Annotated in this window: 11 protein-coding genes; 2 read left to right on the top strand and 9 right to left on the bottom strand. The window is 72.4% G+C overall.

The annotated features are described in order from the left end of the window. Positions 1-12: 12 nt before the first annotated feature. The 3 genes from ASF68_RS15260 to ASF68_RS15270 form a co-directional block, all read right to left on the bottom strand. Complete coding sequence (locus ASF68_RS15260; protein WP_056012980.1) at positions 13-2,274, bottom strand: efflux RND transporter permease subunit; 2,262 nt, start codon at positions 2,272-2,274, stop codon at positions 13-15. Positions 2,275-2,366: 92 nt separating this feature from the next. Next, positions 2,367-2,942: an isochorismatase family protein gene (locus tag ASF68_RS15265; RefSeq protein ID WP_056012981.1), complete on the bottom strand. Its 576-nt coding sequence runs from the start codon at positions 2,940-2,942 to the stop codon at positions 2,367-2,369. Between the two features lie 96 nt (positions 2,943-3,038). Then, entirely contained in the window at positions 3,039-3,233 is a 195-nt protein-coding gene (locus ASF68_RS15270; RefSeq protein WP_056012984.1) for a hypothetical protein, read from the bottom strand. 77 nt (positions 3,234-3,310) lie between these two features. On the opposite strand from ASF68_RS15270, the gene ASF68_RS15275 reads away from it, so the two are divergent. Continuing rightward, positions 3,311-4,171 carry an endo alpha-1,4 polygalactosaminidase gene (locus tag ASF68_RS15275; RefSeq protein ID WP_056012987.1) on the top strand — a complete coding sequence of 287 codons (861 nt, stop codon included), beginning with the start codon at positions 3,311-3,313 and terminating at the stop codon, positions 4,169-4,171. Then, the gene (locus ASF68_RS15280) at positions 4,168-5,073 is read left to right on the top strand and encodes a LysR family transcriptional regulator (protein ID WP_056012990.1); all 906 of its coding nucleotides are present in this window, start codon (positions 4,168-4,170) and stop codon (positions 5,071-5,073) included. The genes ASF68_RS15275 and ASF68_RS15280 overlap by 4 nt, the downstream gene beginning before the upstream one ends. 12 nt (positions 5,074-5,085) lie before the next feature. On the opposite strand, the gene ASF68_RS15285 is transcribed toward ASF68_RS15280, so the two are convergent. The 6 genes from ASF68_RS15285 to ASF68_RS19245 form a co-directional block, all read right to left on the bottom strand. Next, positions 5,086-6,552, bottom strand: coding sequence for an LCP family protein (locus ASF68_RS15285; protein WP_082498711.1), 1,467 nt, complete (start codon positions 6,550-6,552; stop codon positions 5,086-5,088). 89 nt (positions 6,553-6,641) lie between these two features. Further along, positions 6,642-7,787: a CPBP family intramembrane glutamic endopeptidase gene (locus ASF68_RS15290; protein ID WP_235526841.1), complete on the bottom strand. Its 1,146-nt coding sequence runs from the start codon at positions 7,785-7,787 to the stop codon at positions 6,642-6,644. 74 nt (positions 7,788-7,861) lie between these two features. After that, positions 7,862-8,851, bottom strand: coding sequence for a LacI family DNA-binding transcriptional regulator (locus ASF68_RS15295; protein WP_056012993.1), 990 nt, complete (start codon positions 8,849-8,851; stop codon positions 7,862-7,864). Between the two features lie 77 nt (positions 8,852-8,928). Next, a complete protein-coding gene (locus ASF68_RS15300; RefSeq protein ID WP_200936454.1) occupies positions 8,929-9,849 on the bottom strand; it encodes a hypothetical protein in 921 nt (306 codons plus the stop codon). A gap of 117 nt (positions 9,850-9,966) precedes the next feature. Next, positions 9,967-11,379, bottom strand: coding sequence for an L-fuculokinase (locus ASF68_RS15305; protein ID WP_082498712.1), 1,413 nt, complete (start codon positions 11,377-11,379; stop codon positions 9,967-9,969). 159 nt (positions 11,380-11,538) lie between these two features. Continuing rightward, positions 11,539-13,419: an SDR family oxidoreductase gene (locus ASF68_RS19245; protein WP_082498713.1), complete on the bottom strand. Its 1,881-nt coding sequence runs from the start codon at positions 13,417-13,419 to the stop codon at positions 11,539-11,541. Positions 13,420-13,426: the final 7 nt, after the last annotated feature.

Consider the following 13,426-nt stretch of genomic DNA (forward strand, 5'->3'; position numbering starts at 1 on the left):
GGCGACCCCCGCTCAGGCGGCGTGTCGGTGCTCGACGCGACCCTTCGCGAGCTTCGACGGCCACCAGATGGCGCTGCCGATGTCATGGCTGAGGGCCGGGACGAGCAGCGTGCGCACGATGATCGTGTCGAGGAGGACGCCGAACGCGACGATGAACGCGATCTGCGCGAGGAACAGGATCGGGATCACGCCGAGCGCCGCGAAGGTGGCCGCGAGCACGAGGCCGGCCGAGGTGATCACCCCACCCGTGATCGCGAGACCGCGCAACACCCCGGCTCTCGTGCCGACCCGGAGCGACTCCTCGCGCACCCGCGTCATGAGGAAGATGTTGTAGTCGATCCCGAGCGCGACGAGGAAGACGAAGCCGTAGAGCGGCACGCTCGGATCCGCGCCGGGGAAGCCGAGGACGTGCGTGAACACGAGGGCGGAGACCCCGAGCGCCGCTCCGAAGGACACCACCACGCTGAGGATGAGCAGGACCGGCGCGAGGACCGACCGCAGGAGCAGCATGAGGATGAGGAGGATGACGACGAGCACCACGGGGATGATGAGGTTCCGGTCGTGAATGGCGGCGTCGTTCGAGTCGATCGCGGTCGCGGTGACCCCGCCGACCGGCGTGTGGGTGCCGACGGCGGCGTCGATGGTGGTGCGCAGCTGTCGCACGGTCTCCTCCGCGGCTGCGGAGTCGGGTGCCGTGTCGAGGGTCGCCTGGAGCACGATCCGGCCGTCGTCGACGGTCGGCTCGGCCGGCGACGCGGGGGTCCCCGGAGGACCGGTCGGCGGCGCGGTGAACACCGCCTCCCCGTCGCGCACCGTCGCGTCCGCGGTGCCGGTCGCCGTGCCGCTCGCCAGCACCTGGACGCCGTCGAGCCCGTCGGTGTCCTCCAAGATGGCGATGACCTCGGCGGCGTCGTCCTCCCCGGTGAGGACGGAGACCGGACTCGCCGACCCGGCCGGGAAGTGCTCACCGAGCGCGAGCTGCCCGTCGCGCGCCTCGGAGGTCCCGAGGATGAGGTCGCTCTGCGCGACGCCGTCCGCCTGGAGTTGGACGACACCGAGACTCGCGACCAGGAGGAGGAGGGTGCTCCCGATCCAGACGACGCGGGCGCGGCGCGAGATGAGGCGGGCGATCCCGCCCCACAGCCCGGTGGTCGGCACCGCGTCGTCGTCGGCCGTCGCGGCCTGCACCCGGTGCTCGCTGCCGACCTTCGGGCGCAGGGGCCAGAAGGAGCTGCGACCGCAGGCGAGGAGGAGCGCCGGGAGGAAGGTGAGTGCGGCGAGCACGGAGAAGACGATGCCGATCGCGGCCACCGGTCCGAGTGCCTTGTTCGAGTTCAGGTCGCTGAGCAGCAGGCAGAGCAGCCCGGCGATCACGGTGCCTCCGGAGGCGACGATCGGCTCGAGGGAGCCGCGGAGCGCCGCCCACGTCGCATCCCATCGTCGCTCGTGGTCGCGGAGCGCCTCCCGGTACCGCGAGACGTACAGCAGCGAGTAGTCCGTCGCCGCGCCGATCACGAGGATGAACAGGATGCCCTGCACCTGACCGTTCAGGAGCACGACGCCGGTCTTGGCGAGCCACCACACGGTGAGGAGCGCGGTGCAGAGCGCGAAGAGCGAGGTGCCGAGCACGAGGAACGGCAGCACGGGCGACCGGTACACGACGATCAGGATGAGGAAGACGGCACCGAGGGCCGTCAGGAGCAGGATGCCGTCGATGCCGGCGAAGGCGGCGGTCAGGTCGGCCGTGAACCCGGCGGGACCCGTGACGAAGACCTCCACCCCCGACGGCATCGCGTCGCCGAGCTGGGCGCGCAAGGCCTCGACGACGTCGCCGACCTCCGCGTCGCCGCTGATCGGCACGAAGGCCTCGAGCGCCTCGCCGTCCTCGGAGGGGATGGCCGGTGAGACCCCGTCGGCGACGCCCTCGGTCGAAGCGATCGACGCGAGTTCGTCGTCGATGGCGGAGCGGTCGTCGTCGGTGATCCCGCCCTCCCGCACGAACAGGACGAGGGCCGGGATGTCGTCTCCGTCACGGAACCCGTCGAGCGCGGCCTGCACCTCCGTGGCGTCGGCGCTCGCGGGGAGGAAGCTCGTCTGGTCGTTGGTCGCGACCTCGCTGACCTTGCCGAAGTACGGGCCGCCGACGCCGGCAGCGGTGAGCCACAGGAGGATGAGGACCGCGGGCAGCAGGATGCGCAGCCAGCGCGGCGCCCCGTTCCGATCGCGCCGCCGCGCCGTGGTCGTCGATGCATCACCGTGTCGCCCGTGCGTCATGCGCGTGCCCCGTCCTCGCCCTGTCCCGAATATTATGCAGCTAGCTTACTATCTGCGACGGTTGGCGTGTGCGAGTCCGATCCGGCGGGGTCTCAGCGCGTGACGAGCACGCCCCCGGCCTCGACGATCTCGGCGAGCGCCGCCGCTCCGGCGGCCTCGTCGACCGGCGCCACGAGGTCGGTGAGCACCCGGACCTGCAGGCCGTGCCCGATGGCGTCGAGCGCACTCCGGCGGACGCAGTAGTCGGTCGCCAGGCCGACGACGTCGACCTCCGTGATCTGGGCGTCCGCGAGGACCTCCTCCAGGCGCCGGCCCTCCGGGGTGACGCCCTCGAAGATCGAGTACCCGTGGGCTCCCTGCCCCTTCCGGATGTGGGTGTCGACCGCCTTGGTGTCGAGCGCGTGGTGGTACTCGGCCCCCTCGCTCCCGGCGACACAGTGCACGGGCCAGGTGGTCGTGTAGTCGGGCTCGCCCGCGGCGAAGTGGCCGCCGTTGTCGCCCTCGGCGTCGTGCCAGTCGCGGGAGGCGAACACGTGCGCGTAGTCGTCGCCGTGCTCCGCGAGGAGCTGCGTGATCCCTCCGGCGACGTTCTCGCCACCGGTCACCCCGAGCGCACCGCCCTCGGTGAAGTCGTTCTGTACGTCGATGATGAAGAGCGCGCGCGCCACGAAGCCTCCCGGTTGTCGTCCCGCCTCGGCCGAAGCGGGTGGCTTCGAGGGTAACGCGCGGGATCGGGCGGCGTCAGGTGCTTGCGCCGGCGGGCGTCAGAGGCGGCGGGCCCGCTCGCGGCGGCGGTCGAAGAACTGCAGGCCGACGTTCACGCCCATGACCACGGTGCCGAGCAGCATGGCGACGAGCCCGGCGATCCGGAACCCGACGGGCAGCTCCAGGAGCAGCGCGAAGACGATCCCGAGGAGGATGAGCGCGGCACCCGCGGCGAACAGCACCAGATACTTCATGCCCCCAACGGTACCCGCTCCGTGGACGTGTGGTCGGCCCCTCCGGCGTGCCCGGGCCCGGGACCTAGGCTGGTCGCATGCCGTTCCCCCACCTCCGTGCCCGCACGGCCCTCGCGGCCGCCGGCGTCCTCGCCGTCGTGCTCGTCGCCGCCGGGTGCTCCTCCGCCCAGAGCGAGGCCGCCTCCAGCACCGGATCGGCCACCGCGGCCGGCGGGTTCCCGACCGACATCGTGTTCGACTACCAGCTCGGCGGCGGATACGAACCGGCCGCCGGCGTGGGTGGCGTCGTCCGCGACAGCACGGACACCCCGGACCCGGACCGGTACTCGATCTGTTACGTGAACGGGTTCCAGAGTCAGCCGGCCGATCGTGACGCGTGGCTCGCCGAGCCCGACCTCGTGCTCACCGACGAGGCGGGAAAGCCGATCATCGACGAGAACTGGCCCGACGAGCTGATCTTCGACCTCTCCACCGACGACCGCCGCGCCCGCATCGCCGAGCGGGTCGGCACGAGCATCACCCGTTGCGCGGACGCCGGCTTCGACGCCGTCGAGATCGACAACCTCGACTCGTACACCCGGTCCGACGGCCGACTCACCGTGGACGACGCGATGGCCCTCGCCACCCGCTACGCCGACCTCGCCCACGACGCCGGGCTCCTCATCGGGCAGAAGAACGCCAGCGACCTCGGCACGCGGGGGCGGGACGACGTCGGCTTCGACTTCGCCGTGGCCGAGGAGTGCCACCGCTTCGACGAGTGCGGCACCTACACCGAGGTGTACGGCGGGGCCGTGCTCGACATCGAGTACACCGACGATCTGCGCGGCACCTTCGACGAGGTCTGCGCCGACCCACAGGTCCCGTTCTCGACGATCCTGCGCGACCGCGACCTCGCTCCGGCCGACGCCGCCGACCACGTGTACGAAGCCTGCCGGTGAACCTCGAGCAGCTCGAAGCCGTCGTCGCCGTCGTGGACTACGGCTCGTACGCGGCCGCCGCCGACGTCCTGCGGATCTCCCAGCCCTCGCTCACGAGACGCATCCAACGCTGCGAGGCCGAGCTCGGGCTCGCGCTCTTCACCCGGGTCGGACGCCGGATGCAGGTCACCGAGGCCGGACGGTCGGTGCTCGGCCCGGCGAGGCGAATGCTCCAGGAGGCGAACGGGCTCCGCGCACTCGCCGACGCCCAGCACGCGCTCACCGCCGGCACGCTCCGGATCGGGGCACTCCCCTCGCTCGTCGCGACCCACGTCCCGGAACTCGTCGCCCGGTTCCACGCCGCGCACCCCGACGTCCGCATCGAGGTCACGGGCGCCGTCGACTCCGCCGAATTGCTCGAGGCCATCGACCTCGGGCGCATCGACCTGGGCGTGGCCGATGTGGCCGCCGTCGGGCCCGGCGTCGAGGTGCGGCTCCTGGAGGAACAGCGGTTCGCGATCGTCCTCCCCGGCCTCGGGACCGCCGACGAGCGCGAGGCCGACCACACCCCGCCGACCATCACCGCCGACGAGCTGGCTGCGCACACCCTCGTGACCCTCCCGCGCGGGACGTCGATGCGCGCCGTGACCGACGAGGCCTACGCCAGCTTCGGCGTGCAACCACCGCGCATCGTCGTGACGACCCAACGCGACGCGCTCACCCGCTTCGCGACCGCGGGAGTCGGCCTGACGGTGGTGCCGGAGCGATTGGCGGACTGGGCCGCGGCGAACGGTGCGCGCGTCCGCCGGTTCCCGACCCCGGTCACCCGGAGCATCGGGCTCCTCGTCCGTCACGACACCGTCGGGACGCCCGCTGTGAGCGCGTTCCTGCGACTGACGGAGCAGGTCTCGCCCGGGCGGTGAGGCGCTCCCGCGTCAGCCGCAGAGGTCCGCGGCGGCGTTGCGGGACTCGACCTCGACCGGCGCCGGCGCGGGCGCCGCAACAGCGGCCTCGGTCAGTGCGGCGAAGTCGTCTCCGATGACGAGCACGACGTCCTCGTCGTCCGGTCCCGGTTCGCCGCTCACGACGACCGTGATCCCCAACTCCTGGGCGAGGGAGGCGGCTGTCGCCCGGGCCGCGTCCGAATCGCGCGCGAGGAGGACGGTGACCGGGGTGTCCGTCTCCGCGTCGCCGATCGTCGCGACGACGTAGCCGAGGGCGGTCAATCGGTCGGCCGTCGCCGTCGCGACCCCGTTCGTCTGCGAACCGTTGAGGACGCTGACCGCCTCGACCCGCACCGGTTCGACCGGGGTGACCGGCTCGGCGGGTGACGCGTCGGCGGCTCCCGCGATCGGCACCGGGACATCCGTGGCGAGGCTCGCGAACACCGTTGCGGCGTCATCGCTCGGCACCACCCGGTTCGCGTCCGACGGCGCCTCGGTCCACGGCATCGTCAGGAAGGTGATGGCCGTGGCGGGCACCTGTGAGACCCGGTGCGCGAGGGAGGTCAGGCTCGCGAGGTCGCCGAGTGCCGTGTCGACCGTGAGCGAGGACGTGACCGCGTCCAGGAAGCGGATGAGTCGGTCCGGCCGGGTGAGCACCTCGGCGCTCAGCGCCCGCTGCACGATCGCGGACATCACCATCTGCTGGTTGCCGAGGCGCGAGATGTCGCTGCCGTCGCCCACCGCGTGCCGGGTGCGGGCGAGCGCGAGCGCCTGCGTCCCGTCGATGACCTGTGCCCCGGCGGGCAGGGCGAGGTTCGAATAGGGGTCCTCCATGTCCGTCGGCAGGCACACCGCCAAGCCGTCCATGCCGTTGACGATCGCTTGGAAGCCGCTGAAGTCGAGCTCGACGAAGTGGTCGATCGGCACACCGGTCATCGCCTGCACCGCGGCGACCGAACAGGCGGCCCCGGAGTTCAGGGCGGCGTTCACCATGCCGTAGTCGTCGGGTGTCCCCCGCCCGGTGTCCGTGCACATCGACAGGTCGGTCAGCGTGTCACGTGGGATCTGCATCGCGTCGATCCGGGTGTTGCCCGCGGACACGTGCACGAGCACCATCGCGTCGCTGCGCTTGGTGCCGGTGTCCTCGCCGTAGTCGCCGAGCGCGAGGTCACGACTGTCGGAGCCGAGGAGGAGGACGTTGACCGCCGGGTCCGGCGCGCCAGGCTCCGCCGGCTGCGTCGCACGGCCGGTCGGAGCGGCGATCGCCTCGGAGCTGAGGTTCCCCTGCAGCCGGAGCGCGAGGGCACCGAGACCGCCGAGCAACGCGAGCACGAGGCCGCCGGCGATCCCGACGACGAGGCGGCGCCGACGGACCCGCTGGCTCGCGTCACCACCGCGGCGGCGAGCATGGGAGGCGTGCGGGCGGCTGGGAGCCTCGGGGAGGTCGGGTCTGCGCATCGGACCAGTGCACCAAGTGCCTGCTCGGAGGACAAGCACCCTCCGCGGCACGACGCATGCACGACGCGCATGCGGCCGTCCGAACCGCGCTAGGCGGGCGTCCGCTCCGCTACCTCGGCGGCCCGGAGCCCCGGAACCGCACGCCGACGGAACTGCCCCGTCACCACGAGGAGGAGGGCGGTCATGGCGAGGAGGATCCAGCCCGGCCAGCCGAGCAGGGTGCCGAACACACTCCCGGTGTCCTGCATGGACGTGGGGCTGGCGAACAGCAGGAGCGCCCCGACGGCGGCGTTCACGGCACCGTGCGCGATCACCGCCGGCCAGACCGAGGCCGAGCGCAGTCGCAACCACCCGATGACGACGCCGAGGAGCATGCACCAGCCGACCATCAGGAGGAGGCCCACGCCGTCCGTCCGCTGGTAGTTGTAGCCGAGGAGGATGAGCGGCGCGTGCCACACGCCCCAGACGGCCCCCGAGATGAGGAGGGCGGGCCAGGTGCCGAGCGGCAGGAGGTTCGGCAACAACCAGCCCCGCCACCCGAGCTCCTCACCGAACGCGGACAGTGAGGCCACGAGCACGCTGATCGGCAGAGTGAGGATCTGCACGAGCGCGACGGTGGTGAGCTGGTCACGCGTCGGCTCCCCGGCACCGGACGCGGCCATGATGGCGGCGAGACCGGAGAGGTCGACGAGGTCGAGGGAGATGAGCCCCATGGCCTGCCCGAGCAGCATGGCGCCGAACGCGAGCACCGGGAAGCCGACGAGGGCGGCCGCGCACAGCCCGAGGGTGCGGGCGAGCGGACGCAGGGGCGCGAGGCCGAGCAGCCGCGGGATGCTCCGCGGTCGGGCGACGAAGCAGACCACGACGACCGCCGCGACCGTCGGCGTGTACATCATGCCGAGCGCGATGAGCTGGAACCACGGGTTCGCGAGGCCCTCGCCGGACAACCACAGCGGGGACGCGACGAGCCAGGCGAGCCCGATCGCCAGGACCGTGAAGACGGTCACCGCGACCCACGGGACCCGCGACGGCAGGATCGGCGCCGCCTCCCGGTTGCGGCGCCGTTGGCGGTCGGCGGCCGACTCGGGTTGCTGGGCGAGCGCCACGTGTCCGGCGGCGCCGAGCACCGGCGCTCCGGCCGGTTCCGCTGCTCCGGCGCCACTCGGCGGTGCGACGGGCGGTCCGACCGGCGCCCAGCCTCCCCCGTTCGCCGTGTTGTCCGAACCCTGCATCATGTCTCCCCCGACCGTCGCGTGCAGCCTCCAACGCTACGGACCGAGCGGCACGGCCGCATCCGTCGGGCGGGGGATCAGCCGTCGAGGTGGCAGCCGCAGGACTCCCGCAGCAGCAGCCCGACGGGCACGACGGTGCTCCGCTCGTGCGAGGCGTCCGCGTCGCCGAAGCGGGCGAGCGCCCGGGTGGCGGCCAGCCGCCCCAGCCGGGCGGGGTCCTGCTCGATGACGCTGACCGCGGGGTCGAGCTGGTCGGCCATCGGGAAGTCGCCGAAGCCGAGCGAGGCGATCCCCCGCGAACGGAGCGCCGGGACGAGCGCCATCGTCACGCGCGCGTTCGCCGAGAACAGGGCCGTCGGCGGGTCGGCGAGGGCGAGCAGACCGTCGAGGACGGTGGCGGCCGGCGCGCGGTCCGTCGCGCCGAGGCTCACGAGGCTGTCGTCGAGCGCGACACCGTGCTCGGCGAGCGCGGACCGGTAGCCCTCGAGCCGGCGACGGGTGCTGGGTGGGTGCGCGGCGTCGGCGACGAAGGCGACCCTGGTGTGCCCGTGCTCGAGGAGATGCCTCGTCGCGAGGTAGGCGCCGCGGTGGTCGTCCTCGACGAAGCTGTCGGCGTCGAGTCCCCCTGGCGCCCGGTCGACGAACACGATGGGCGTGTGCTCGGCCCAGGGCGCGAGCCACGACTGGTCCTCGGCGACGGGGGCGAGGACGAGCCCCATGAGCTGCGAGCGCAGCAAGGAGTCCAGCACGGCGCGCTCACGCGAGGGGTCGTCGCCGATGCTCGTGACGAGCGTGGTGATGCCCGAGCGGGAGCAGACCTCCTCCACCGCCCGGACGACCGCGGCGAAGAAGGGGTCGACGACATCGGGGACGGCGACGCCGACGGAGGAGGATCGACCGGCACGGAAGGTGCGCGCCAGCACGTTCGGGACGTAGTTCAACTCGCGCATCGCCGTCTCGACCCGCGACCGCGTCTCCGGGAGGACGTGCGGGTCGTCGTTGAAGACCCGCGAGACCGTCTTCGAGCTCACCCCCGCGAGGGACGCCACGTCCTGCATCGTGGCCATGGGTGCTCCTCGGGGATGGTGCCGGTTCGACGGGTGGACGTGCGCGGGCGGTGACCTCGGCCACCGCCCGCGACGCGTCAGCGTCCGGCGAGGGCGGTCTCGATGACCTGCTCGAGCTCGCGGAGGCGGGGCAGCGCACGGTTCGTGAGCAGTTCCTCGCGCGTGGCCGACGAGATCGAAAGGCTATCCTTCCACAGCGAGCGACCGGCCATGGCGCCACCGGCACCGTTCTCGACCGCGGTGCGGACCTGACCGACGAAGGTCTCGTGGTCGACACCGGCCGAGAGGACCGCCCACGGCACACCGGCGGCGGCCTCGGTCACGGCGGCGGCGGCCTCCGCCGAACCCGGGTACTGGAGCTTCAGGACCTTGGAGCCGGCGGCGACGGAGATCTCCGCGGCCCCACGGACGAGTTCGGGGAAGATCTCGGCGTAGGCCTCGTCGCTCTCACCGTCGAGCTGGTAGACGAGGATCTCGACGATGAGGAGCACGCCCTCGGCCGAGCACTCCGCCACGAGGCGTGCGATCTCGTCGATGACGACCTGCTCCGCCTCGCGCTGGTCGGAGCGCAGGTAGAACAGCATCTTCGCGGCGTCGCCACCGAGCTCACGGACCTTGCGGGCGTCCATGCCGGGCACGTACTTCGTGCGACGCAGACCGTTCTCGGTGTCGAAACCGGAGGAGTCCATGCCGACCACGAGGCCCGTGGTGCGGGAGAGGGTGCGCTCGTCGACGACGAGCGGGAGGGCGACCTCGGGGTCGAGGAGGATGGCGGGCGCGTGGTTGCCGAGGAAGCGCACGAGGTCGCTCTTCGCCTCGGCGAGCTCGTCACGGCTGATGCCGGCCGCACCGTTCGGCGCGTCCTTCATGACGGCCTTCATGCCGTTGCGCTGGTCGCCGGCGACGATGAGCATGCCACCGGCCGGGGTGCTGATCGTGGACATGGCGCGGCGTTCGAGCGTCGTGAGCTCGTTGGTGCGGGTGGCTACTGCGTTCATCAGGTGCTCCTTGTGCTTCGGATGGGGTCTGTGCCGACGCGGTCGCGTCGGATGCTGCGGGCCGGTCGTGGTCGACCGGTGGGTGGGTTCGGTGGGTGGGCTGGGCGGACGGACGGGTCAGGGACGGGCGCGGCCGGCGACGGCCGGCTCGAGGAGGGAACGGGCGAAGACGGTGGCACCGTAGGCGGTGTCCTGGGAGCGGTCGGAGACCTGGATCCCGGGCAGGACGGCGGCCCGCGCGCGCTGGACCGAACGCATGCCGGCCCACCCGCCCGTGAGGAGGGCCGAGCTCGCCGGCGGCACCTCGCGGTCCATCGCCTCGATGAGCACGCGGAGTTCGTCGTTGCCGTGGCGGAGGACCGCCGCGAAGACCTCAGCGGGGTCGGCGCCGTCCGCCCGCACCGTCAGGTGCAGGACCCCGTCATCGTTGCGGGCACCGGAGACGACGATGTCGCCGTCAGCGAGACGACCCTCGGCAGGCAGCTCCATGACCGCGTCGTCGAGGCGGTCGCGGCCGGACCGCTCGGTCACTCCGACGAGCTGCAGGGTACGGCGCATGAGGAGTCCCGTCTTCACTCCGGCGACGAGGACCCAGGTACCGGGGACGACGTGGCGGACGCAGTTGATGAACACCTCGGCGAGGCGTTCACGAGCGGCGAAGGGCAGGGGCGCGTCGAGCCGGCGCAGGAGGACCTCGGCGGTGCCCATCGACACGTGGTACCGCTCGGCGGGGAACGAGCCGGTGGACACGGCGGAGACGAGGTGGTCGTGACCGGCGACGGTCAACGCGGCATCGGCGAAGACCTCCGGCACCCAGGGGGCCGAGGCGGAGCCGAGCGGGGTGCCGGCGTCCACGAAGGGCGGCAGGAACGTGGCGTCGACCCCGAGGTGCTCGAGCAGTTCAGGCCAGGGGGCGCCGGTGTCCTGATCGAGGAGTCCGGTGCGGGACGAGAGCGAGTACTCCGCGGCCTCCTCGCCGCCGAGTGCTGCGACGAGGTACTCGGGCAGGTTGAGCCAGCGGGTCCCCGCGAGGTCGAGTCCGGCGTCCCGCAGGTGCAGGAGCTTGACGACCGAGACCTGGACACCGAGCGGGAGGCCGGTCCGGCCGGCGAACTGCTCCGCGATCGTGGCCGGGAGCGCGGCGAGCTGTTCGGCGCCGCGTGGGTCGAACCAGGCGATCGCGGGGGCGACGGGCCGACCGACGGCGTCGAGGACGATCCCGGACTCCCCCATCCCCGACACGGCGAGCGCGCGGACCCGGACGGTCGGTCCGAACCGGTCGGCGAGTTCGGCGGCGACGTGGTCGAGGAGCTCCCGGACGGTCGCGATGAGGGAGGCGGCCTCCATGACGGTCGTGCCGCCGGCACCGGCGAGCCACGGGGTGGGGAGCTGGTGGATGAGGACCTCGGCACCGTCGGCGTCGGTCACGAGGATCTTGACACCGGTGCTTCCGAGGTCCAGGCCGGCGACGAGTCCGTCGGGGGCCACGGACGCGACGGTGGTCGGGTCGAGGTTCGCAGCAGGGTGCACGGCGGTGTCCGTTCAGGGTCCGACGTCCGTGTCGGCTTCCGACGATGACTCCATGTCATCGATGTCATGGCGAGCATACCCCGTTCATGTCATCGATGACATACCCCAGCGTGAATTCTTCGGAAACCGTGCGCTCGAGGGTGGCCGAGGCCGGTGGATTCAGTCGCCGACGTCGTCCGTCGCCGGCTCGAACGCGATCTCGAGGTCGACCTCGAACGACTCCCCTGGCTCCACGATCCGCCCGACCTTCCCGCGGTCCGGGCCGACGGCGTGACTCGGCCAGCAGGTGCCCGGTTCGACACCGAGGGCGTACGAGCCGGCAGCCGTGCTCCGCCACACGGTGAGGAAGGGCAGCTGTTCAGGGCGGAAACGGATCGAAACCGTGCCGGCCTCGCCGACCAGCGTCGCGGTGGACCAGCCGTCCGGCCCCGCGACGGCGTCCAGGGCGTCGACCCGCTCATCGGCCGCGGGCTCCGGCTCTCCGATCACCCGTCGCCATCGGCCGTCGTCCTGCGGTCCGCTGGAGTCCGGTCCTCCGGACGGCTCGGCCTCAGCCGCCACGACCGCGCCACCGTGCAGCAGCGGCCACCCGAGGTTCACGTGGTAGAGCAGCCGGACCGGCTCGGCGACGAAGCCCTCGTTGCGGACGACGTCGTGCAGGCGGATCCGCGCGACACCGACCTCGGCGCGGATGCCACGGGTCACCGTGAGGTTCTGCTGGAAGACGGCACCCTCGCGCAGCAGCCCGTCGACGAGGAGCTCGTACCGGCCCTCGGGGGTCCACCGGCCCTCGCTCCGGGTGAGCGTCGCCGGGATCCTGGACGCCCGGCCGTGCATCCCACCTTCGGCCTCTGGCGCCACCCCGACCGCCGTGAGCCCGCAGGTCGTCAGCAGGCCGCCCTGCCACCGCCTGGCCCAGCTCTCCGCATGCGGTGCGGTCGTCGGCGCGACGAAGGACACGACGTCCCCGTTCCAGGACGCCTCGCCGAGGTCGAGGAACTGGTCGACCTCGACGGTCGTCTCCAGCCCACCGAGGTGGCGGAGTTCGATCTGCCGCCGACCGATCGACGGGCCGTCGTCGACCCGGACGGGACGCGGAGCCCAGGCTCGTTCGACCGCGCCGGAGCGCGCCTCGACGAACCGCCGCCGACGCGTCCCCCAGGCGGCGTCGCCGGCGAGGTCGGGTGCGGGGTCACCGTGCGGGTCGGGGTCGGTCATGGTTGGTCCTCGGGTCTGGTGGGCGGACGGTCTGGTGGGGTGGGGGGGGGGGGGGCAGAGCGCCGTGTAGCCGCCGTCGATCACGAGACTCTGGCCGGTGAGATAGGACGACGCGTCCGAGGCGAGCAGCAGGACGAGCCCGTGCAGATCCTCCGGCTGTCCCATGCGTCCCGCCGGGATGGCGGCCGTCCACTCGGCGGCGAGGTCCGGGTTCGCCTCGGTGAACTCACGGGTCATGTCGGAGAGGAAGTACCCCGGGGCGATCGCGTTCACCCGGACACCCGAGGGCGCCCACTCCACGGCCAGCGAGGAGGCGAGGTGACTGACCGCCGCCTTCGAGGTGTTGTACGAGGCCTGGAACTGCGGCTGGTTCACGATGAACGCCGACATCGAGGAGATGAAGACGGCCGAGGCGGGCCGACCCGCTGCGATCGCGCGACGGGCGAAGGACTGCGCGGCGAAGAAGGTGCCGTCCAGGTTCACGGCGAGCACCTTCCGCCAGGTCTCCGGCGCGACGTCGACGCTGTCGCCCCAGATCGTGATGCCCGCCGCGGTCACGAGCAGCGACGGCGCGCCGAGCTCGGTCTCGGCGGTCGAGAAGGCCGCTTCGACGGCCTCGGCGTCGGTCACGTCGACCGTGATCCCGACACTGCGGACGCCGTGTTCAGCGGCGAGCCGCTCGGCCGACGCGTGCACGGCGGGCAGCAGGTCGAGGAGGGCGACGTCGACGCCCTGAGCGGCGAGCGCCGTCGCGATCGAGAAGCCGAGCCCGCGGGCCCCGCCGGTGATGACCGCGGTGCGGCCGTTGAGGTCGGAGAACATCAGGACT

It is taken from the genome of Plantibacter sp. Leaf314, from assembly GCF_001423185.1.
In the GTDB taxonomy this organism is placed as follows: Bacteria; Actinomycetota; Actinomycetes; order Actinomycetales; family Microbacteriaceae; genus Plantibacter.

Bases quoted from the DNA above. Each gene is read 5' to 3' on its own strand.
- ASF68_RS15275 (WP_056012987.1), top strand. From the start codon at position 3,311: ATGCCGTTCCCCCACCTCCGTGCCCGCACGGCCCTCGCGGCCGCCGGC.
- ASF68_RS15285 (WP_082498711.1), bottom strand. From the start codon at position 6,552: ATGCGCAGACCCGACCTCCCCGAGGCTCCCAGCCGCCCGCACGCCTCC.
- ASF68_RS15300 (WP_200936454.1), bottom strand. From the start codon at position 9,849: ATGAACGCAGTAGCCACCCGCACCAACGAGCTCACGACGCTCGAACGC.
- ASF68_RS19245 (WP_082498713.1), bottom strand. From the start codon at position 13,419: ATGTTCTCCGACCTCAACGGCCGCACCGCGGTCATCACCGGCGGGGCC.
- ASF68_RS15295 (WP_056012993.1), bottom strand. From the start codon at position 8,851: ATGGCCACGATGCAGGACGTGGCGTCCCTCGCGGGGGTGAGCTCGAAG.
- ASF68_RS15290 (WP_235526841.1), bottom strand. From the start codon at position 7,787: ATGATGCAGGGTTCGGACAACACGGCGAACGGGGGAGGCTGGGCGCCG.
- ASF68_RS15270 (WP_056012984.1), bottom strand. From the start codon at position 3,233: ATGAAGTATCTGGTGCTGTTCGCCGCGGGTGCCGCGCTCATCCTCCTC.
- ASF68_RS15260 (WP_056012980.1), bottom strand. From the start codon at position 2,274: ATGACGCACGGGCGACACGGTGATGCATCGACGACCACGGCGCGGCGG.